The sequence below is a fragment of the Pseudomonas sp. MF08875 genome, assembly GCF_059862525.1.
This window is the reverse complement of the sequence record NZ_JCBCUW010000019.1, coordinates 80,808-101,346: the sequence shown is the minus strand read 5'-3', so window position 1 is coordinate 101,346 and position 20,539 is coordinate 80,808. Positions and strand designations below refer to the sequence as shown.

The following is a 20,539-nucleotide window of genomic DNA, read 5'->3' as shown; positions in this document are numbered from 1 at the left end:
TTCGGGAAGTAAGGTGCTTTGACCTCGGTGTTCACCCTGGATAAACCGTTTCATGGGCGTCCCATACGCTGAGATTCTCGGAAATCATAGCAAGGGTTTACCGGTGCGTTTTTACACACTCTGGGCCGATTTCGGCCGGTCGTCACTACCGCGTTTAATGTTCGATACCAATGAAAATTCTCGGTCAACTGGAATGCAACTCGGTGGCTGAGTCAGTGCAACTTCGCATCAGCGCCATGCGCATCCATTTCGGCATTCTGCAGGCCAATAGCTTGTTCTTTTCTTCGGGACTAAGCGTTTTTTTAACTACAGCCACATCTTCCTGAGTGATGCCGCCTTTACCGAGATAAAAAAGCGCGCTGATGGCCATACCGACCTTGGTTCCTGTGCACTGCATAACCATCGGAGCCGCATGCACGAGCCTAATCTCTGCCTTCCCCACAGATATCGATCGACTAGGGCCGCTGGTGTAATAGATCGGACTAACCGGCATCTGTGTACTCAGACCGAATCGCCTCACTGCATCAGCGCCATGAATCTGCAGTGTCCAACTGTTTTTCTTGGCAATCAGATTTACCAAGTCCAATGGCCCAGGACGCACAGCTCTGCCAGTGTGCTGGCTGTATTGGGGGCGCATGTAAATGCCACGGCACACACGCTCAAGCTCGCCTTGCCGAACCAACTGGGCTAATGCCTTGGAGATGGCCGAACTCGTACCAAACTCTGCAAAGTCTCGGATGCTGAAAGGTCTTCCTTTACGCAGCCGCTTAACTCGCCGCATAACGAGTTGAGATACCGTCGGTTCAGTCAAATAGCTGGCCATTGCTATCGCTCCTGCTCCAGCGACGAGCAGAGCAGCGGCTGGTGGTAGGCGATAACTCGGCGCCGATATTCGTCATCATCGGCATCGCTTGCTAAGCATTCCTCCAAGCGTCCCAGTGAGAACACCTCAGCTGAAGAGGGGTAGTGCCTGAGTAAACTTTTCGCATAACTGCGAATGTCCTGCGGTAGGTCCGCATCTCGGGAGAGCTCACGCAAGAACTCCTCTGTTTTGACGATGGCACGAGTTCTTTCATACGGTAGGGTCAATCGTTATCTCCCAGACGTGAACTCAACGTCGCGGTTAGCTCAAGCGCTTACCAGCGCCTACCACCTAGAGTGCAGCCCAGCGCTTCGGGCATTGAATTGAAAGTACCCCAGCTCGTTAAGACGCCTGTGGCGGTGCTATCAAAACAGCACACTTCGTAGCGAACCCCTGCAGATTTGCGAAATCCTATGCGGCCCAATCCGGATCACTACGCACGATCATGATTGCGCTCCTGCTCGGCTTCTCGGCTTTCATGCCACTTGGCAAACACCCACAGAGCAGTACCCAGTGACAACAACAACCACATAATCCACTGAGGTATTTGGTATTGGGTGCCTAACCAAAGACCAACGCCACCACACAACATCGTCACAAAAAACCATCTCATCAACGTGTACTCCCGATTACAAACGAGATGCCACGGTAACCCGATGTTCTACTGTTCTAACGCTAGTGCTGAAAATTTCGTTGGCACCCAGATTGGGAAATCAGGATGACCCGTGAGCGCTCATTCGTGCTGAGGATTAGTCCGCACCAGGTTCACTAACCCCACAAAATGCGTCGATTCGTTTGTAGGTCTCCAAAAGCGACATGAGGTCGCCCTGCGCCATAATTTCCAACGGCTTACGTCCATTGAAGAATTCGTTTTGGTTCTCAAGCCCCATAAAGCCGTAGACGTTTTCAGGGTTATCAAAGACCAGCCTCAGGCTAGCGTGGCAGTTCAAGACAATGCTGGCCCGCTCCAGTTGATCACGGTCGAGTTCAACGCCTTTGCCCTGATGAGCACGAGAAATGCTGCTGCGCGAGACACGAAGAACATTGCTCGCCTGCTCGGTAGTGGCCTTCCATTTCTCCAGGACCCTCAGGGCCGTGCGTAGAATTACGCCACTTTGATCCGTCGAGAATGCGCGAATTCTGGATGTTGCATGCATGACGGAAGCTCCTGTCTCTAATCAGCAAAAAACGATCGGGCCTGTGACACACAGTAACCTGATGCTCGGGTTTTTAACCCTCGAACCAATAAATCGTCAGCTCCCAGATTGGGTAGCGAGGAATCCACAGCGACCACCTCTGAAACCATGAACTTTTGCTAAGCTGGCGGCCTGCGCCGCGGGACTTCGTTGGCAACGGCTCGCTGTTGTTTCCCCCTGCGGACACCCATTCAACTGTTTCCCGGGGTTACGATGCGGAATCATGTAGTGATTGAGGACTGGGATGGCGACGGCGCTATTCGCCTACCCGATGACGTTCTGCAGGAAATGGGCGTCGACGTTGGGGATACGCTCTACCTCCTTGAGGAGTACGTGGGTACAACCCGCTGTCTGGTGCTCAGTAAGTCACCGCGCATTCCTGATCGCGTGGATGAGCTGGTTGGCGATTGGGAGTCGTTTGGCAAGGTCTCCGCCGAGATAAACGCCAAGGACGAATGAGCTAGCTGCCGCACTAACCTCGACGCTAGGGGCTGGCTAGGTGTCAAAATCGCTGATACCAATTTCGTTTTTTGTGCCCTAGATAACCACCCTTAGATACCGCAAAGAGCTATAAACTGCAGCCGGCGAGATAAGGCCAATGCCTTGCGAGACGGCACTTAGAGGCATTTTTGAACGCTTACCGCCAACCAAGATTTCTGTACGTCATTAGTCTCCGAAGGAGGGGTCGTGGGTTCGAATCCCGCCTGGCACCATATCGCAACACCCCAACAAGCCCGCCTCGTGCGGGCTTTGTTGTTTCTGGCGCTGGCGTTTGCGCGCTCAGGCCAGGTGTTTTTCAAAACGGACATCACCTTCGGGCAAGTCTTCCACCGGCACCCAGCCCAGGTGACGATAGAAGCCACTGGCGCGGCTGGCGGCGGCGGTTTCCAGCCATATCACCCGGTGGTGCTGGAACAGGAAAGCCTCGGCGTGTGCCATCAAGCTACGGCCCAAGCCGTACCCCTCGTACTCAGGCAGGACGAACGCGGCAAACACGCAGGCGTCGTCGAGGTCAGCCATAGAAAACCCCACCGGCACACCCTCGACCTCGGCCACCCACACACAAGGTGCCAGGGAAATGGCCTGCCGTATGGCCTCGGGGGTTATGCCCATTTGCGTTAGCTGCTCATGGGATAGGTGGTTTTCCTTGACGCTGGTGCGGATATCAAAGATTGCGGGAATATCCGCATCTGTGGCCGCTCGTATTGTTTTTTCCCCTATGCACTCCATCGTTTGCCTCTGCCTCTCAATATTCCTGCGTGCAATCACGGATCGAAGGCCGTCACCTTGGGCTGGCAAGTATCCAAATCAGTCATCAACCCTGCCCCTCAATCACCCGCACCTCACAATTGCCATGCAACGCGCAATAGCGCGCCAATTGCCCCAGCCGCCGTTCCAACTCCTGCAGCAGGCGATTACGGGTGGTGGTCACTTCGGTGCGGTTGAACAGGCCCGGTTCGACGGTGTAGAGGTTGAACATGCGGTTGATGGTGGCCGGGTCGGCGAGGGTGAAGTTCTCTTGAGAGCTGTGGTTGTACAGCGCCACCATTTTGCCGTTCTGGCTGTCGATGGGGCGGGCGAACAGCAGGCTGACGGTTTGCCCGGTGCGGATGCGCACGTCGCTGTTGGTGAACTGGAAGCAGGCTTCCTTGCCGTCGCGCAGTTGCACCCAGAATTCATGCTCTTGGACGTTGTGGCTGCTCACGTGCATTGACGACGAGCTGCCGCCGATGGAGCCGTAGCCGTCGATCAGCAGGCCGCCGCCGGCGTGGTGCGAGTGGCTGGCGCTGAGGTGGGTCTGGTTGCGTTTCTGGGTGTCGAGGACTTGCCCGGTGACGACAAAAAAATGCAGCTGGCGTTCGTCGTGGTTGAACGGTTCATCGATGAAGTTGGGGTCTTCGGGCGCCAGGCTGATGTCGTACATGGTGCGGATCATTTCGTCGCGCGCGGCCTTGTCGTGCCGGGCGCGTTCCTTGAGTTCGGCGCGGCGCAGCTTGGCGTCTTCGATGGCCTTGAGTGCCTGAGCCTTGAGGATGGGGGTCTTTTCCTGGGCATAGGCCGCAGCCTTGTCGCTAGCGTCCTTGAGTACCGGCGCGGCTTTCTGGCCGGCCTCCACCGCCATGTCCCGGGCCTTGGTCAGCGCCTGGGCGGCCTTGGCCGCAAGTTCGGGGTTGGCATCGACGGCTTTCTTTTTCAGGTCATCCCACAGACTCATTGCCTATCCTCTTCGCGCTTGATCGATATACAAACCGCGCTCCTGCGCGGTGGCGAAAGAGTTTACAGGCTCTGAAGATGACTCCTACACAGACAATTGCCGCGACATCATCGCCAAGCCTGCAGGAAATGCCGAAACAGGCCACGCCGTGCGGGGTGCTATTGCGTCCTGGCGTTTTTCGGCTGTTGCGCAGCCGAGCGCGGGCTAGCCCGCTTGCTACACTCCAGGCCATCAAGAAGCGTGGTCGTCCCCAGAAGCTTCTTAGGTCGCGGCGCCGAACCCGGCGTCGCGTGGCCCCAGCCGACGAACAGGGACGGCCCATGCCCGCAACCACCTCACCCCCCGCCGATAAACTGGACAGCGTCCAGCTCCTGCGAGCCATCGCGGCGACTGCCGTGGTGATTTTCCATGTGCCGCTGTTCCGTAACGGCGCCTGGGGCGTGGATATTTTCTTCGTGATAAGCGGCTTCATCATGGCCCTGGTCACGGCCCAGTCCAAACGCCACTTTTTTGCCAAACGGGTGATTCGCGTGGTGCCGCTGTACTGGCTCGGCACCCTCGGCGTATTCGCCATCGCCCTGCTGCTGCCCAACCTGCTGGACAACACCACGGCCGATTGGCCCGGCCTTATCAAGTCGCTGCTGTTTATCCCCTACCAAAAGGGCGAGTTCGTCCAGCCCCTGCTCTACCTGGGCTGGACCCTGAACTACGAGATGTTTTTCTACCTGGTGTTCGCCCTGTCCATGGCCGTCAGCCAGCGCCACCGTTTGCTCGTTTGTTCAAGCGTGCTGCTGGCCCTGGTGGCGCTGGGCAAAGGGCTGACGCCCGAGTCCGTGCTGGGGGAGTTCTACACCTCGGACATCCTTGCTGAATTCGCCCTGGGGATGGGCTGCTACGTTCTCTATGTGCGCACCCAGGCCTGGCGCAACGCCGGCCCCGCGCCAGGCGTGCGGGTGGCGCTGGTGCTGCTGGGCGTCGCGGCGATTGCCTGCATGCCGTTCACCGCGCCGTTGGAGCCGTGGCTGGGGCGTATTGGTTGCTGGGGCCTGCCGGCCACGGTGGCGTTCCTGGGGTTGGTGCATGGTCTGGCCGGGGTGCGCTTGCCCGCCATTCTGGTGCTGTTGGGGGATGCCAGTTACTCGCTGTACCTGTTCCACCCGTACGTGATGAAGGTGTTCAACAAGGTGTTCCACGTATTCGACACCCCGGGTGCCCTCGCCTACCTGATAACCCCCGTGGCGATTGGCCTGTGCTACCTGATGGCGATCAGCATGTATCGCCTGGTGGAACTGCCGATGACCCAATGGCTGCGGTGGGTTTTTCTTGACCGGCCCCGTAATGCGCGGCCCTACGAACAGGCCTTGTAGGCAAGGGGCCTCGCCCGCGCTGGGGTGCGCGCAGCCCTATGCGATGGGGTGCCCGGCAGGTTTCTACGGCCGCTGCGCCGCCGGGCGCGGGCGAGCCCCCTTGCTACTGGGCGTTGGGACGTCGTCGGTGTCGTGCTCGCTCTCGTCCTCTTCGTCGGTGAGGACCTCTTTGCGGGTGTCGGTGATCGCGCGGCGGATGTCTTCGCCCAGCACAGGGCAATTGAGCAGTTGGGCGATACGGTCGATTCGTTGGGTCAAGGCTGGCCTCCCATGCACCAGTAAGTACCCCGATAGTGCTCGCTTTCGCTCCGCGAAGCCATGACCACCGGGCATCGCCGGGCACTAAGGCCTGGGCGCGGCGGCGCGCGAAGTGCTTGCCGTGGCGCACAGGCCTCGGCCCCAAGCCCCCGACGTGTAAACCGCTATCGCGGGCAGGCCCGCTCCCACAGGGGGCTGCCCCGCAAGTTATTGAACCCCGGCAACGCCACCCAGTTTGCTCATCAGGAAGCCGACGAACTGGTCAACGGTCATTTTCTGGCCGTTGAAGGTCACTTCGCGGTTGGTGTAGTGCAGTTTGGAGACGATGTTGGTGCCCTCGAGGGTGGCCAACTCGGTGCCCAGGGCCATGGCGGCGATCATCTCGCTGGTCATGTTGGCTTGCTCGCTGATGGCCTTGGCGTCCGGCAGGCCTTCGACCTGAGCCTGTACCGCGACCACGTCGGCGATCATCGGCTTGGACAGTTGCAGGTTGAAGTCCAGCATCGCCACCAGTTGCTGGCCCAGCTCGGCGGACGGCAGCTCCAGGGATTGCGGCTGGGTCAGGTCCACCACCAGGCTCATCCGGCTCTCGCCGTTGGCGGTCTTGAACGACAGGTTTTCCAGGGCGACCTGGGGTTTGGCGGCCAGCAGTTTTTCCAGGCCAGCCTTGACCTGGGCTTGCTCGGCTTCGTTCAGTTGCAACTGCGGCGCGGGCTCGCCCGCCGCTTCAGCAGCCGCAGCAGCCTCTTCGTAGGGTTGCAGCTTGGTCTGATACACCTGCATCAGCGACAGGGTGGCGGGGATGTCGAGGTTCTTGATGCCCCAGGCCATGTTTGCGCTGCCCAGGGTCTTGCCGTTATAGGCCACGTCGCCAATGGTGTAGACGGCACGCCCGGCGGCGTTGCTGCCCGACTCCTCGGTGCTGCTGCGGGCTTCGAATTTCTTCAGGCTGAGCACCGCTTGCTGGGGGCCGAAGGTGGTCTTGGCTTCCTTGAGCTCCAGGTTGTTCTGGCCCAGGTAGTAGCCGAAGGAGCCTTTGGCCAAGTCGCTGGCCAGGGTCAGGCCATTGAGTTCCATGAGCACCGGGGTCTGGTCTTCGGCCACGGTGGCCACCGTGAGGCTGTCCATGTAGCCATTGGCCTTGAGTTTTTGCGCCTCGGCGGCCACGGCCAGTTCCATGTTGAGGCCGGAGAATTTCAGGGTGGACTGCTCGTCCAGCGCCAGTTCCAGGGGCAGCAGTTCGACATTGCCGCTGGCCGAGCGGTCGTAGCCCAGGTTGACCACGCCTTTGACCGGCGAGGCATCGTGGGTGGCGGCGAACCATTTTTCGGTGAACGGGGTTTTTTCCAGGGAGTAATGACTGGTGGCCATTACCGGCAGCCACTTCAGGGTGACCAGGCGCGAGAACGGCAGCGGGCCGTGTTCGATTCGGTCGGTGAACAACAGCTCCACGCCCTCGGCCGCGTCGCCGAACATCTCGCCCTGGCCCTTGAGGCGGTAGCGCGCCACGCTGCTGAAGGTGCCGCGCTCCAGCGATACCAGCTCCAGGTTGGCGGTGCCGTTGGAGCCGATCATCGCCGCTTGCAGTTCCTTGTTGGCCTCCTGCACGGAGGTCTGCAGCACCCCTTCCAGCTTCGTGCCGGTGTACCAGGCGCCGCCCGCGCTGATGGCACCTACTGCGACGACAATCCCTACCAGTACGCCTGCTGACTTATTCATGTGGTTCCCGATCGATATCCGTAGTTGAAAACTGCGCCGCTCATCCCTGAACCCTTTGGGGGCCGTGGCTCGACGGTGCGAAAGTGCCGGGCAGATTAGCACTGCCTTTGGCCGCAGACCGCAACTTTGCATGTGAAAAACAGTGAAGGCGACGCGACCGCCGGTCTGGCGGGGGCTGTAAATTCTGCCTGGTGGGCCTATTCTTCATTTGACGAAGCAAAGCACGTCAAATGAAAGGAGCCAGCATGAGCGTTCAATCCCTTGTCCGTAAAACCGCCCGGCCCGCCGCGCAGCCTGTGGATAAAACCGAGCACCCGTTGTTCTGGAACATGGTCCAGGAGCTGCTCGGCCATAGCGAAAACCAGCGCCTGGAGCTGATCCTCAACGGTTTTTCCGCCACGTGGATCGACGAAACCAAAGCCGCGTTCGGCCTCAACAACCGCTTGATCGAGGCGCTGTTCAACACTTCGCTCTCTACCCTGGAGCGCCGCCGCAAGGACGACAAACCCCTGGGCCCGGTGGCGTCCGAGCGTCTGGACCGCATCGCGGTGATCGCCACCCAGGCCGCCGAGTTGTTCGAGGACCAAGGCAAAGCCGTGGCCTGGATGACCGCACCGAACCAGGCACTGAACAACAAGACCCCCATCGAACTGTGCGAAATGGAAATCGGCGCCAAGCAGGTGCGCCGGGTGCTCAACGCCATGGAATGGGGCGGCGTGGTCTGATGCGCGCCTGGAGGATCGCCAAGGCCAAACGCGCCCGTGACCTGAGCGGCACGGGCGCCGCCATGGAAGGCGGGCGCTGGAACGACATCGACGTGCCCGCCGTATACATGGGCCTGAGCCCGGCCATTTGCGCCCTGGAAACCTTCGTCCACGCCACGCGCATGCCCGACTACCCGGTAAAGATCACCTGCTTCGAGCTGCCCGACGAACCGACGCTGTACCTCACCCCCCAGCAGTTGCCCAAGGGCTGGGACCTGCGCCCGTTCGACCGGCCCAGCATGGATTTCGGCACCGCGTGGCTGACCGAGGCACGCTACCTGGGGCTGCGGGTGCCGTCGGTGATCCTGCCGCTGGAGCAGAACCTGGTCATCAACCCGCGCCACCCGGCGGCCAGCCGCATCGAAGTGGTCGAGGTCTACGACTTCAGCTACGACCCGCGCATGTTCGACAAACGCTCGTAGGTAGAAAGCGGGCGAGCCCGCGCTGGGCTGCATGGCAGCCCTTGGCGGCGATGTGCCTGGCCCGTTTCACGGCCGCTTCGCGCCCCAGCGCAGGCAAGCCTGCTTGCTACAGCGTCACGAATATTCGACTTCCATGGCATCTAGCTGGTGGTCGAAGCTTTTCAGGCGTGCGGTCCAGGTGTACACCAGCACTTCAAAATCACGGCTTATCACCGCATTGCCCGGCCCGCCGGCGCGGGGGTCGTGGAAATCCAGTTGATAGCGCTCGCGGGCCATGGCGGTGGCGACGTCGCTCAGTTCCCGGGCATTGTTCAGCCAGTGGCGCCCGGCGACTTGGCGGTCGAGGCTTTGGCATTGCTGCTTGAGGGCTTCGAGGCTTTTTTCCAGCGGGGTGCCGGTGAGTTCGCCCATCACTTCCTGGAAGGTGCGCCCCGGCTGCCAGTAGCTGCCCCAGAAGTAGCGGTCGAACACGGTCTCGACCCGGCGCAGGGCGACCTTGGTGTCCCAGATCAGCACGCGGGTTTTGCCTTGTTCGAGTTGGCGTTTGCGGGTGCGCTGGTTTTGCACCGCGGCCCAGGCCACCACCGCAATGGCCAGCACCGCGATCAACGCGCAGACGCTGTCGAGGAACACCAGGGCCTTGTCGATCTGGTGGGCCAGCATGATGCCGTAAAAGTAAGTCGCCGAGAGCAGCACCAGCGCGACGATGGCGCACCAGAAGCCGGGAGCATAAGGGTTTTTCATTATTGGAATCCCCATGACCAACGCGAGCCTGAACCGTGGCCCAGTGGCTTTGCGCCACCTCGGCCCGACAGTTCAAAGCATAGCAATGGCCCCAGGATTTACTGCGCGGCAAACGATGCGTTCGTCTGCTTTTGTGCGGGGCGGTTCAGCTTTGGCGGGGCTTGCGTAGGAGCAGGTTCAATTGGTCGACGATCTCGGCCCAGTCAGCGTCGTCAAGAATCTCTTCGCGCAAAAATTGCGCCTGGGCGGGCGTCCAGAACAAAGCGTCGGCCAGGAGCACATCCGCCTTGAGCGGCGAATGGCTGGTGATGAACTGGTCAATGCTCAACGCGTCCTCGGGCAAGCCCAACTGCTTGAACAGGGCGGGCAGGCTGTGGGTAGGTGATTCCATGACAACAACTCCAGATCGTAAAGGGGCTAGCGCCTGAGTCTAGCAGGGCTCAGGCCCGCGCCCTCTCCTGCCCGCCATCCACGGCCAGCAGCGTGTCGATCATGGCCCGCGCCGCCGGGGACAGGCGATAGCCCGCGCGGCTGACGATGGCGCAACGCGATTGCAGGCTGTCGATGTTCGGCGCCAGGTTGCGCCAGTGCAGTTGCACCAGCGCACCACCCGCCGCGGCCTCGCTGAACGCTTCGGCGCTGCCCACGCCAATGGCCTGGGACTGGCCGACGATCTTGACCAGCGCGGCAAAGCATTCGGTTTCGATGGCGGGGGAAAAATCCGTGCGCCCGCTGAGGTTGGCGAGCAACTTGCGCACCCCCGGCGCCATCAGGGTAGTGGCCAGCGGGTAGTCGAACAGGTCGTTGGTGGAGAGGCTTTCCTTGGCCAGCAACGGGTGCCCGGCGCGGCAGAAAAACACCCCGCGCCGGGGGCTGAGGGCGCGGGTCTGGTAGTTGGGATCGGCGTCGAAATGGCGGCCATCGGCGATGAAAAACTCAATATCTTCCCGGCCCAGGCTGCGGCTGAGGTTTTCCCAGTTATCCACCGCAAACCGGGTGCGCACGTTGGGGTGGGCGCTGATGAACTGCGCCACCGCCGTGGGCACCAACGCCACCGCCGCGCCCGGGCCACAGCCAAAACGCAGCTCGCCGGCGTCGAGTTTGGTCATCTGCGTGACCTGGCTGGTGAGCAACGCCGCCCCCTGCACCAGCGACAGCGCGTGTTGCAGCACCACTTGGCCTTCGGGCGTGGGGCGCAGGTCCTTGTGGCCGCGATCCACCAGCACACAGCCGAATTCTTGCTCCAAGCCCTGGATGCTGCGGCTGAACGCCGGTTGGGTGATGCCCATGGCTTCGGCGGCCCGAACGAAACTGCGGTGCTCGTTAAGGGCGATGAAGTAACGCAGTTGGCGCAGGTCCATGGCGGTCCGGGCGTGGGAAGGAGTGGTGGAGGGGGTTTTAGCGATTCGTGGGTTATTCCGTCAACGGCTATTAAATTTTCAATCTAGACCTAAAAGGAATATTGAAAACTCTCGATGGTGAGGAGCGCTTTACGCTCCAGCACGGGCGAGCCCCCTTGCTACAGGCGACAGCAGCGCAAAAAAACGATGCCTTTGACGAATACTTTTTATGCCGGCAAGGCATGCCGCCAGCGACGTTTTGGCCGCAGGCCTTGAACGGCGGGGCCTGGCGGGAATCACTTGAATGTCATATTCCATAAACACCTATAAAACACTCAAAAAATTACTTTAAGAGATAAATAACTCCCGCCAATCATTCCCTCCAGGACGACGCCGCCCACGGCGCTACGTCGATTTTCTGCAACCAAGGAGTGAAGCAATGGGCAACGTCCAGACCGCCAGCAAGCACGAGGTGCTGTGGCGCCAGGCACCGGGTGGTGAGTTGGTCGACCTGGGCCGCCCCCATCGCCTGCCGCTGGGGCAGTTGCGGTTGCAGCGTGCGCCCAAGGGCGTGCTGCGCCGCCGCGAAGGCATCGCCCTGGGCGCCCTGGCCCTGCTGCTGCACGGCGCAGTGCTGTATTGGGTGAGCCAGCAGCCGACGCCGGTGCTGCCCATCGTGCCGCCGGAAATTCCACCGATGACCATCGAGTTTTCCCAACCCGCGCCGCCCGTGGTCGAACCACCGCCGCCGCAGCCCGCACCGCCTCCGGTGGTAGAACCGCCACCGCCGGTGGAGGACGAGTTGGCGGTCAAGCCGCCCCCGCCCAAGCCTGTGCCCAAGCCAACACCCAAACCGGTGCCCAAGCCTGTGCCAAAACCGGCGCCCAAAGCTGTGGAGCAACCCCCGGCCCCACCGCAACCGCCAGCCCCCGTGGTGGCCGCCCCGGCACCGCCGGCACCTGCGCCAGTCACCCCGGCCTCAGCCAACGCCGCGTACCTGAAGAACCCGGCACCGCAGTACCCGTCACTGGCCCAGCGCCGGGGCTGGGAAGGCACCGTGCTGCTGCGGGTGCAGGTACTGGCCAGCGGCAAGCCCGGCGAAATCCAGATCCAGAAAAGCAGCGGCCGCCAGCAACTCGACGACGCAGCCCTGGCGGCGGTCAAGCGCTGGAGCTTTGTCCCGTCCAAGCGCGGCGACGTGGCCCAGGACGGCTGGGTCAGCGTACCGATCGATTTCAAGATTCATTAATCCCGACCACGGATGAGGTGCGGTGAAGCGCTATGGGGGAGCGGGCTCGACCGCCCCCCATGCACGCCCGCCCACCGCCTCGCACCATCGCCACAGAGGAACCACACCATGACATTACTGGCATCTCCCCTTGAATCCATCGAAAGCGCGGTGATCTGGCTGCTGGTGGTTTTTTCCGTCGCCACCTGGGGCCTGGCCCTGCTCAAAGGGGTGCAGTTCGCCCGCCTCAAGGCCCAGGACCGCAAGTTCCACAAGCACTTCTGGGCCGCCTCCAGCCTCGATTCGGCGGCGCCACTGAGCGAAAGCCACCCCGGTGCCGCCGCCCGTGTGGCCCAGGCCGGCTATGCGGCGATCCAGGTCGGCGAAGCGCCCCACACGGCGGACCTGAGCCAGGCCATCAACCACCAAGACCGCCTCGAACGGGCCCTGCGCCAGCAAATCGTGCGTGAACGCCGCTCCCTGGAAACCGGCCTCGCGGTGGTGGCCAGCATCGGTAGCACCTCGCCCTTCATCGGCTTGTTCGGCACTGTGTGGGGCATCATGGAAGCGCTCAAGGGCATCAGCGCGGCGGGCTCGGCGAGCCTGGAAACCGTGGCCGGGCCCATCGGCGCGGCGCTGGTGGCCACCGGCGTGGGGATCGCGGTCGCTGTGCCAGCGGTACTGGTCTACAACTACTTTTTGCGCCGCTTGAAGCTGACCGCCGCCGACCTGGACGACTTCGCCCACGACTTCTACAGCCTGGCGCAGAAGAGTTCGTTCCGCGTGCTGCTGCACCCCGCCGGGCAAAAAACCAGCGCCCCCGCCGCCGGGCAAAAAGTGAAGGAGGCGTCCTGATATGGCCTTCTCGACCCAAGACAGCGATGAGGTGCTGAGCGAAATCAACGTCACGCCCCTGGTGGACGTGATGCTGGTGCTGCTGGTGGTGTTTATCGTCACCGCGCCGCTATTGACCAACGCCATCCCGATCAACCTGCCCAAGACCGAGGCCGTGGCCCCGGTGGAACAAAAAGACCCATTGGTGGTGAGCATCGACGGTGCCGGCAAGGTGTTTATCAACAAGGATGAAATCCAACCCGACCTGCTGGAATTCAACCTACAGGCCGCCAAGGCCAAGACCCCCGACGTGCGCGTGCAATTGCAGGCCGACGACGGCGTCAACTACGGTGAAGTGGCGCGCGCCATGGCCGCCATCGAACGCGCGGGGATTACCAAGCTGTCGGTGATTACCGCCCGCTAAGCATTACCTTCACACGACTTTCGGACCGTCTCCTTGGCAGGGTGCGGTCCTTTTTTTGCTTCACGTTTTTAGCTTCACGCTTCAAGCCAAAGCCCTACCCCGCTCCGACTTGCCGCTTGTAGCTGCACACTAAAAACTAATTTTCTGGTTATTAACAAATAGCTTCTTATTCCTTAACGAACATAAAACTCGTCCCTATACTCGGCTGCAAAGACAACGCAGCAGGAGGGTTCCCCATGCGCAACGAGTCGATTCGCTATCTGATCGTGCCGGGCTGGCAAGGATCGCCAGAAGACCATTGGCAAAGCCATTGGCAGAACAGTTTGCCTAACAGCGCCCGCGTCGAGCAGGCCGATTGGTTGACGCCGCGCCGCGAGGATTGGGTTGCGGCGCTGGCCGAGGCGATTGCCGCCGACAGCACGCCGGTGATCCTCATCGCCCACAGCCTGGGTTGCATCACGGTGGCGCACTGGGCGGCGCAGGCACCGGTGAGCCTGCTGCGCCAGGTGCGCGGTGCCCTGCTGGTGGCGCCCGCCGATGTGGAGCGCCCGGCGTGCGCGCCGGCGCTGCGCAACTTTGCGCCGATCCCCGGCGATCTGCTGCCGTTCCCCAGCCAAGTGGTCAGTTCCGACAACGACAGCGCCGTCAGCGCCAGCCGTGCCCTGGCGCTGGCACGCAACTGGGGCGCCGAGGCGGGGATTCTTAGCGGCGCCGGGCATATCAATGTGAAGTCCGGGCACCAACGCTGGGAGCAGGGCTTCGCCTACCTCTATCGCCTGCAAAACCGCATGGAACAACACGCCCTGCGCCGCGCTTGAACCCTTTATTTCGTTAACGCCCCGCGTCTCCCGGCCGCCGTGGGCGGGAGTCTGCCATGAGCCTGCATGAAACCTTCGGTCAGCCGCTGCTGACCTTTCCCGATGCGGAAAAAAGCCCCCTGAGCATCCGCGCCAAAGCGCTGGTGTTCGTCGACCCACGCTCGCGGCAATTGCGCCACGAACTCGAACAACTGGCGCCCCGCGCCCTGCCCGTGCTGATCCGCGGCGAAACCGGCAGCGGCAAGGAGCTGCTGGCCCGGCACATCCACCGCGCCAGCGACCGCGGCGGCTTGTTCGTCTCGGTCAACTGCGGCGCCATCAGCCCGACCTACGCCGATGCCGAACTGTTCGGCTATACCGCCGGCAGCTACACCGGCTCGGCCAGCAGCCGCGCCGGGTGGTTCGGCTCGGCCAACGGCGGCACCCTGTACTTGGATGAAATCGGCGACTTGCCGCTGCCGATCCAGATCAAGCTGCTCGCCGCCCTGGAAAACCACGAGGTGACCCGCGTCGGCGCCCATCAGCCAAGCCCAGTGGACGTGCGCCTGGTGGCCGCCACCAGCATCGACCTGGCCCAAGCGGTGGCCGCCGGGAAATTCCACGAGCGGCTGTTCAACTACCTCAACGAGGGCCAACTGGAACTGCCGGCCCTGCGCGAGCGGGTGGGCGATATCGAGTCCCTGGCCGAGTACTTCCTGGGCATCTACAGCCAACGCCTGGCCTTGCCCGTGCCATTGATTAGCGAAGCCGCCCAGCGACTGCTGGAGCAGCACAGTTGGCCGGGCAACACCCGCGAACTGGAAAACGTCATCCATTTCGCCCTGTTGGTGAGCAGCGGCGACGAGATCCTGCCCGAGCACCTCAACCTGCCGCAGGGCCCCGAGCCGCTGGCCGCGATCGAGCAGCACATCACCCACATCGCCCGCAGTGGCGACGCCAGCCAACGCCAAGCCCTCAAACAACACCTGCAATCGCTGGCGGTGTTGTTGTAGAAAGCAGGCTCGCCGGCGGTGGGGTGCCTGACCGATTTTTTGCGGCCGCTGCGTGACCGAGCGCGGGCAAGCCCGCTTGCTACAAGGGTGGGGTGGCAAGTGAACAAAATGGAATATGAAAGTGAAAAAACATTATTGTTCGGGAATATAAAAACTCGGTATTGTCCGCTCCACGCCAGTGATAGCCCTTCACTGGCCCCTCACTTTTTAGCCGTTGTCGACAACGACAAATAAGGACACTGCATGAAAAAGGTTCTGTTGTTTACCGCATTGGCGGCTGCGCTGGCTGCGGGCATCGCCCAGGCCGGGGAAAAACTGGTGGTTGCCGCAACGCCCGTGCCCCACGCCGAGATTCTCGAACTGATTAAGCCCACCCTCGCCAAAGAAGGTGTGGACCTGGAAATCAAAGTCTTCACCGACTACGTGCAGCCTAACGTGCAGGTCGATCAGAAGCGTCTGGACGCCAACTACTTCCAGACCCTGCCCTACCTCAAAAGCTTCAACGAAGGCAAAGGCACGAACCTGGTGACCGTGATCGGCGTGCACGTCGAACCTTTCGGCGGCTACTCCAAGAAGGTCAAGAGCCTGTCCGAGCTCAAGGACGGCGCCACGATCGCCCTGCCGAACGAAGGCAGCAACAGCGGCCGTGCGCTGATCCTGCTGCAAAAGGCTGGCCTGATCGAACTCAAGGACCCGAAAAACGCCCTGGCCACACCCAAGGACATCGGCAAAAACCCGCACAACTTCAAGTTCAAGGAACTGGAATCGGCCCTGCTGCCGCGCGTGCTGGACCAGGTCGACCTGGCCATGATTAACACCAACTACGCCCTGGAAGCGGGCCTGAACCCGGCCAAGGATGCGTTGGTGATCGAAGGCTCCGACTCGCCTTACGTGAACTACCTGGTGTCGCGTCCGGACAACAAGGACGCCGCCGCCATCCAGAAACTCGCCAAGGCCCTGACCAGCCCAGAGGTCAAAGCCTTCATCGAGAAGAAATACGGCGGCGCGGTACTGCCGGCGTTCTGATACACCGGGTTCGCCCACACAAAAACGCCGACGGCTGGTACAGCGTCGGCGTTTTTTTGTGGCTGGGGCTTGAGGCTTGTGGGAGCGCGGTCGCCCGCGATGGCGGTATTGCTGCCGATAAACCTCTATCGGCTGTACCGGCCCCATCGCGGGCAAGGCCCGCTCCCACAGGGTGTGCCTCTGGTTTGCTGCTTACCCTTGGGCCGAGGCCGCCGGGCGGCGGGCGGTGGGTTGTTTCCAGGAGTCGGCGGCGCTTTCTTCGATGGCTTGCTGGATCGCGCGTTTGCGATGTTCTTCGGCGCGGCGGCTGAAGTACCAGACCAGGAAAGTCACCAGCGACACCGCCAGCAGGATCAGGCTGGCCACGGCGTTGATTTCCGGCTTCACGCCCAGGCGCACCGCCGAGAAGACTTCCATCGGCAACGTGGTGGAGCCCGGCCCGGAGACGAAGCTGGCCAGCACCAAGTCATCCAGGGACAGGGCGAACGACATCATGCCGCCCGCCGCCAGCGAAGGCGCGATCATCGGGATGGTAATCAGGAAGAACACCTTCCACGGACGCGCCCCAAGGTCCATGGCCGCCTCTTCGATGGACAGGTCCAGCTCACGCAAGCGTGCCGACACCACCACCGCCACATAGGCCGCACAGAAGGTCGTGTGAGCGATCCAAATGGTGACGATGCCGCGTTCCTGCGGCCAGCCGATCATTTGCGCCATGGCCACGAACAGCAGCAGCAGCGACAGACCGGTAATGACCTCGGGCATGACCAGCGGTGCGGTGACCAGGCCACCGAACAGCGTGCGGCCCTTGAAGTGGGTGATGCGCGTGAGCACGAACGCCGCCAGGGTGCCCAGCGCCACCGCCGCGATGGCGGTGTAGCAGGCGATTTCCAGGGAGCGCATGACCGAGCCCATCAACTGGGTGTTGTCCAGCAGGCCCACGTACCACTTGATCGACCAGCCGCCCCACACCGTGACCAGGCGCGAGGCGTTGAACGAGTAGATCACCAGGATCAGCATCGGCAGGTAGATGAAGATCAACCCCACCACCAGCATCAGGCTTGAAAAACTGAAGCGCTTCATTCCTTGCCCTCCATTTCTTTGGCCTGACTGCGGTTGAACAGGATGATCGGCACAATCAGGATCGCCAGCATCACCACGGCCAGGGCAGACGCTACCGGCCAGTCACGGTTGTTGAAGAATTCTTGCCACAGCACTTTACCGATCATCAGGGTTTCCGGGCCGCCCAGCAGCTCGGGGATGACGAACTCGCCCACCACCGGGATGAACACCAGCATGCAGCCGGCGATGATGCCGTTTTTCGACAACGGCACGGTGATTTTCCAGAAGCTGTTGAAGGTGCTCGAACCCAGGTCGGATGCGGCTTCGAGCAGGCTGTTGTCGTGCTTCACCAGGTTGGCGTACAGCGGCAGGATCATGAACGGCAGGTACGAATAGACCACGCCTATGTACACCGCGATGTTGGTGTTGAGGATCTGCAACGGCTCGCTGATAAGGCCCATCGACATCAAAAAGCCATTGAGCAAACCGTTGTTGCTCAGGATGCCCATCCACGCATAGACACGGATCAGGATCGCGGTCCAGGTCGGCATCATGATGAGCAGCACCAGCACGGTCTGCATTTCCTTGCGCGCGCTGGCGATGGCGTAGGCCATCGGGTAACCGATCAGCAGGCACAGCAAGGTGCTGAAGAACGCCATTTTCAGCGAGCCCAGGTACGCGGCGATGTACAGCTCGTCGTCGGTGAGCATCGCGTAGTTGGCGAAGTTGAGCAGCACTTGCAGCTTCTGGTCGACGTAGCTGTAGATTTCCGTGTACGGCGGAATGGCCACGTCAGCTTCGGTGAAGCTGATCTTCAGGACGATGAAGAACGGCAGCATGAAGAACAGGAACAGCCACAGGAACGGGATGCCGATGACCAGTTGCCGGCCACCGGGGATTATTCGATGCAGGGCGCGTTTGAGTTTGCGGATTTTCATGAGCGCAGTACCACGCCGCTGTCGTCTTCCCACCATACGAACACTTCATCGCCCCAGGTCGGCCGCAGGCCCTGGCGCTCGGCGTTGGCCACGAACGACTGCACCAATTTGCCGCACGGCAATTCGACGTGGAACACCGAATGGCCGCCCAGGTAGGCGATGTCGTGCACCTTGCCGCGCGACCAGTTGTACTCGTACTCGGGCTGGGTGGTGGTGATGAGCAGTTTTTCCGGGCGGATCGCGTAGGTCACCGATTTGTCCTGCACCGAAGTGGTCACGCCGTGGCCGACGTAGATGCTGCGCTCCAGTTCCGGACTGGTAATCAGCGCGTGGCCCTCGGCGTCTTCGACCACTTCGCCCTCGAAGATATTGACGTTGCCGATGAACTCGCACACCAGGCGGCTGGTGGGGGTTTCGTAGATGTCGATGGGGCTGCCGATCTGCGCGATCCAGCCCAGGTGCATGATGGCGATGCGCTCGGCCATGGTCATGGCCTCTTCCTGGTCGTGGGTCACCATTACGCAGGTCACACCCACGCGCTCGATGATTTCCACCAGTTCCAGCTGCATCTGCGAGCGCAGTTTTTTATCCAGCGCGCCCATCGGTTCGTCGAGCAACAGCAGCTTGGGGCGCTTGGCCAGGGAGCGGGCCAGCGCCACCCGCTGGCGTTGGCCGCCGGAAAGCTGATGGGGTTTGCGCTTGGCGTACTGGCTCATTTGCACCAGCTTGAGCATCTCGGCCACACGGGCCTCGACCTCAGCCTTGGGAATCTTGTCCTGTTGCAGGCCGAACGCAATGTTCTGGGCCACGGTCATGTGGGGGAACAGGGCGTAGGACTGGAACATCATGTTGATCGGCCGCTCGTAGGGCGGCATGTCGGTGATGTCGACGCCATCGAGGAAGATCCGCCCTTCGGTGGGCCGCTCGAACCCGGCCAGCATGCGCAGCAGGGTGGATTTTCCCGAGCCGGAACCGCCGAGCAGGGCGAAGATTTCGCCTCTCTTGATTTCCAGGGACACGTCGTCCACGGCAATCGTCTCGTCGAATTTTTTCGTGACCCGGTCGATTTTGACCAACACCTGTTTAGGGTTTTGGCCGCCCTCGAGGGCTTTCTTGTAGGCGCCGGAGGCAACTGCCATTTACGAAACTCCCAACAAAATTTGCAGTTCGCCCCATGCGGGCGAACCTTGGATAGTTTGAGCGTCTACCGCCCCTTACTTGCCCGACTTGACCTTGGTCCAGCTACGGGTCATCACGCGTTGGATCTTGGGTGGCAGTTCCGAGTTGACGAACAGCCGATCGACAATGTCTTGCGGTGGGTAAACCGTTTCATCCGTGCGGATCGACTGATCCATCAACTTGTCGGCCGCCGGGTTGGGGTTGGCGTAGCCGACGTAGTCACTGACCTGGGCGATGACTTTGGGGGTCAGCAGGTAGTTGATGAAGGCGTGGGCTTGCTTGGAGTTGCTCGAATCCGCCGGGATGGCCAGCACGTCGAACCACAGGTTGGCGCCTTCCTTGGGAATCACGTAGGCGATTTCAAAGTCTTTCTTGTTCTCCGCCGCCCGGGCACGGGCCTGGAACACGTCGCCGGAGAAGCCGGCCGCTACGCAAATGTCGCCATTGGCCAGGTCGGAGATGTACTTGGACGAGTTGAAGTAGGTCACGTAAGGCCGCACCGCCATCATCTTGGCTTCGGCTTTCTTATAGTCCTGGGGGTTCTGGCTGTTGGGGTCCAGGCCCATGTAGTTCAACACCGCCGGGAGCATTTCATCGGCGGAATCGAGGAAAGCGACGCCGCAACTGGACAGCTTCTTGATGTTTTCCGGCTCGAACAGCATGGCCCAGGAGTCGATCTTGTCGATGCCCAGTGCCTTGAGTTTCTCGACGTTGTAGCCGATGCCGTTGGTGCCCCACAGGTACGGCACCGCGTACTGGTTGCCCGGGTCGTTCTTTTGCAGGCGCTTGAGCAACGCCGGGTCGAGGTTGGAATAGTTGGGCAGTTGCGCCTTGTCCAGTTTCTGGAAGGCGCCGGCCTTGATCTGCTTGCCCAGGAAGTGGTTGGACGGCACGACCACGTCATAGCCGGTGCGCCCGGCCAGCAACTTGCCTTCCAGGGTTTCGTTGGAATCGAACACGTCATACACCGGTTTGATGCCGGTGGTTTTCTCGAAATCTGCCAGGGTGGTCTCGCCGATATAGTCCGACCAGTTATAAATGTGCACCGTGGGTGCTGCTTGTACGCTGGCGGCCGCCATCAGGGCCGCACCCGCAAACAAGGCTTTGCGAAATAAAGAAATAGGCAAGTGGAGGTCCTCTTAAATAGTTGG

Annotated in this window: 24 protein-coding genes; 10 read left to right on the top strand and 14 right to left on the bottom strand. The window is 61.3% G+C overall.

Features of this window, described 5'->3' with window-relative positions; translation table 11 throughout:
- Positions 1-184 precede the first annotated feature (184 nt).
- The 3 genes from AC19YT_RS13655 to AC19YT_RS13645 form a co-directional block, all read right to left on the bottom strand.
- Positions 185-823, bottom strand: a complete 639-nt coding sequence (locus AC19YT_RS13655) for a DUF6088 family protein (protein ID WP_415753933.1) — start codon at positions 821-823, stop codon at positions 185-187.
- Positions 824-825: 2 nt separating this feature from the next.
- Complete coding sequence (locus AC19YT_RS13650; protein WP_133143953.1) at positions 826-1,089, bottom strand: BPSL0761 family protein; 264 nt, start codon at positions 1,087-1,089, stop codon at positions 826-828.
- A 522-nt stretch (positions 1,090-1,611) separates the two neighbouring features.
- Complete coding sequence (locus AC19YT_RS13645; RefSeq protein ID WP_415753931.1) at positions 1,612-2,019, bottom strand: antitoxin Xre-like helix-turn-helix domain-containing protein; 408 nt, start codon at positions 2,017-2,019, stop codon at positions 1,612-1,614.
- 252 nt (positions 2,020-2,271) lie between these two features.
- Here AC19YT_RS13645 and AC19YT_RS13640 point away from each other — a divergent pair, with 252 nt between their 5' ends.
- Complete coding sequence (locus tag AC19YT_RS13640) at positions 2,272-2,517, top strand: hypothetical protein (protein ID WP_004423113.1); 246 nt, start codon at positions 2,272-2,274, stop codon at positions 2,515-2,517.
- A 321-nt stretch (positions 2,518-2,838) separates the two neighbouring features.
- On the opposite strand, the gene AC19YT_RS13635 is transcribed toward AC19YT_RS13640, so the two are convergent.
- Positions 2,839-3,288, bottom strand: coding sequence for a GNAT family N-acetyltransferase (locus AC19YT_RS13635; RefSeq protein WP_095108772.1), 450 nt, complete (start codon positions 3,286-3,288; stop codon positions 2,839-2,841).
- 85 nt (positions 3,289-3,373) lie between these two features.
- Positions 3,374-4,273, bottom strand: a complete 900-nt coding sequence (locus AC19YT_RS13630; RefSeq protein WP_500610447.1) for a hypothetical protein — start codon at positions 4,271-4,273, stop codon at positions 3,374-3,376.
- 320 nt (positions 4,274-4,593) lie between these two features.
- Here AC19YT_RS13630 and AC19YT_RS13625 point away from each other — a divergent pair, with 320 nt between their 5' ends.
- A complete protein-coding gene (locus AC19YT_RS13625) occupies positions 4,594-5,640 on the top strand; it encodes an acyltransferase family protein (protein WP_500598520.1) in 1,047 nt (348 codons plus the stop codon).
- A 63-nt stretch (positions 5,641-5,703) separates the two neighbouring features.
- Here AC19YT_RS13625 and AC19YT_RS13620 read toward each other — a convergent pair whose 3' ends face one another.
- On the bottom strand, positions 5,704-5,898 hold the full coding sequence (locus AC19YT_RS13620; RefSeq protein ID WP_095108769.1) for a hypothetical protein: 195 nt from the start codon (positions 5,896-5,898) through the stop codon (positions 5,704-5,706).
- 207 nt (positions 5,899-6,105) lie between these two features.
- On the bottom strand, positions 6,106-7,617 hold the full coding sequence (locus tag AC19YT_RS13615) for a YdgA family protein (RefSeq protein WP_500610446.1): 1,512 nt from the start codon (positions 7,615-7,617) through the stop codon (positions 6,106-6,108).
- Positions 7,618-7,862: 245 nt separating this feature from the next.
- On the opposite strand from AC19YT_RS13615, the gene AC19YT_RS13610 reads away from it, so the two are divergent.
- Together AC19YT_RS13610 and AC19YT_RS13605 are read left to right on the top strand one after the other, a co-directional pair.
- Positions 7,863-8,342: an Xre family toxin-antitoxin system antitoxin gene (locus tag AC19YT_RS13610; protein WP_500598516.1), complete on the top strand. Its 480-nt coding sequence runs from the start codon at positions 7,863-7,865 to the stop codon at positions 8,340-8,342.
- The gene (locus AC19YT_RS13605; RefSeq protein WP_500610445.1) at positions 8,342-8,803 is read left to right on the top strand and encodes an RES family NAD+ phosphorylase; all 462 of its coding nucleotides are present in this window, start codon (positions 8,342-8,344) and stop codon (positions 8,801-8,803) included. The genes AC19YT_RS13610 and AC19YT_RS13605 overlap by 1 nt, the downstream gene beginning before the upstream one ends.
- 114 nt (positions 8,804-8,917) lie before the next feature.
- Here AC19YT_RS13605 and AC19YT_RS13600 read toward each other — a convergent pair whose 3' ends face one another.
- The 3 genes from AC19YT_RS13600 to AC19YT_RS13590 all read right to left on the bottom strand — a co-directional run bounded on the left by AC19YT_RS13600 (position 8,918) and on the right by AC19YT_RS13590 (position 10,908).
- Positions 8,918-9,547, bottom strand: a complete 630-nt coding sequence (locus AC19YT_RS13600; protein WP_500610444.1) for an NADH:ubiquinone oxidoreductase subunit N — start codon at positions 9,545-9,547, stop codon at positions 8,918-8,920.
- Between the two features lie 145 nt (positions 9,548-9,692).
- A complete protein-coding gene (locus AC19YT_RS13595) occupies positions 9,693-9,938 on the bottom strand; it encodes a DUF2789 domain-containing protein (protein WP_095108765.1) in 246 nt (81 codons plus the stop codon).
- A 49-nt stretch (positions 9,939-9,987) separates the two neighbouring features.
- A complete protein-coding gene (locus AC19YT_RS13590; protein ID WP_095108764.1) occupies positions 9,988-10,908 on the bottom strand; it encodes a LysR family transcriptional regulator in 921 nt (306 codons plus the stop codon).
- Positions 10,909-11,326: 418 nt separating this feature from the next.
- On the opposite strand from AC19YT_RS13590, the gene AC19YT_RS13585 reads away from it, so the two are divergent.
- From AC19YT_RS13585 to AC19YT_RS13560, 6 genes are all read left to right on the top strand, one after another.
- Entirely contained in the window at positions 11,327-12,136 is an 810-nt protein-coding gene (locus tag AC19YT_RS13585; RefSeq protein WP_500610443.1) for an energy transducer TonB, read from the top strand.
- A 108-nt stretch (positions 12,137-12,244) separates the two neighbouring features.
- A complete protein-coding gene (locus tag AC19YT_RS13580) occupies positions 12,245-12,970 on the top strand; it encodes a MotA/TolQ/ExbB proton channel family protein (RefSeq protein ID WP_500598509.1) in 726 nt (241 codons plus the stop codon).
- A gap of 1 nt (position 12,971) precedes the next feature.
- The gene (locus tag AC19YT_RS13575; protein ID WP_095108761.1) at positions 12,972-13,373 is read left to right on the top strand and encodes an ExbD/TolR family protein; all 402 of its coding nucleotides are present in this window, start codon (positions 12,972-12,974) and stop codon (positions 13,371-13,373) included.
- A gap of 236 nt (positions 13,374-13,609) precedes the next feature.
- Complete coding sequence (locus AC19YT_RS13570; protein WP_095108760.1) at positions 13,610-14,191, top strand: alpha/beta hydrolase; 582 nt, start codon at positions 13,610-13,612, stop codon at positions 14,189-14,191.
- A 56-nt stretch (positions 14,192-14,247) separates the two neighbouring features.
- Positions 14,248-15,183, top strand: coding sequence for a sigma 54-interacting transcriptional regulator (locus tag AC19YT_RS13565; protein WP_095108759.1), 936 nt, complete (start codon positions 14,248-14,250; stop codon positions 15,181-15,183).
- Between the two features lie 243 nt (positions 15,184-15,426).
- Positions 15,427-16,209 (top strand): MetQ/NlpA family ABC transporter substrate-binding protein, encoded by a 783-nt coding sequence (locus AC19YT_RS13560; protein ID WP_095108758.1) that lies wholly within the window; start codon positions 15,427-15,429, stop codon positions 16,207-16,209.
- A gap of 192 nt (positions 16,210-16,401) precedes the next feature.
- On the opposite strand, the gene AC19YT_RS13555 is transcribed toward AC19YT_RS13560, so the two are convergent.
- The 4 genes from AC19YT_RS13555 to AC19YT_RS13540 all read right to left on the bottom strand — a co-directional run bounded on the left by AC19YT_RS13555 (position 16,402) and on the right by AC19YT_RS13540 (position 20,515).
- Positions 16,402-17,292 (bottom strand): ABC transporter permease subunit, encoded by an 891-nt coding sequence (locus tag AC19YT_RS13555; protein ID WP_095108757.1) that lies wholly within the window; start codon positions 17,290-17,292, stop codon positions 16,402-16,404.
- On the bottom strand, positions 17,289-18,170 hold the full coding sequence (locus tag AC19YT_RS13550) for an ABC transporter permease subunit (protein WP_176465101.1): 882 nt from the start codon (positions 18,168-18,170) through the stop codon (positions 17,289-17,291). Before AC19YT_RS13550 ends, AC19YT_RS13555 begins: the two co-directional genes overlap by 4 nt.
- Positions 18,171-18,205: 35 nt before the next feature.
- Complete coding sequence (locus AC19YT_RS13545) at positions 18,206-19,348, bottom strand: ABC transporter ATP-binding protein (protein WP_500610442.1); 1,143 nt, start codon at positions 19,346-19,348, stop codon at positions 18,206-18,208.
- 75 nt (positions 19,349-19,423) lie between these two features.
- A complete protein-coding gene (locus AC19YT_RS13540) occupies positions 19,424-20,515 on the bottom strand; it encodes a polyamine ABC transporter substrate-binding protein (RefSeq protein WP_095108754.1) in 1,092 nt (363 codons plus the stop codon).
- Positions 20,516-20,539: the final 24 nt, after the last annotated feature.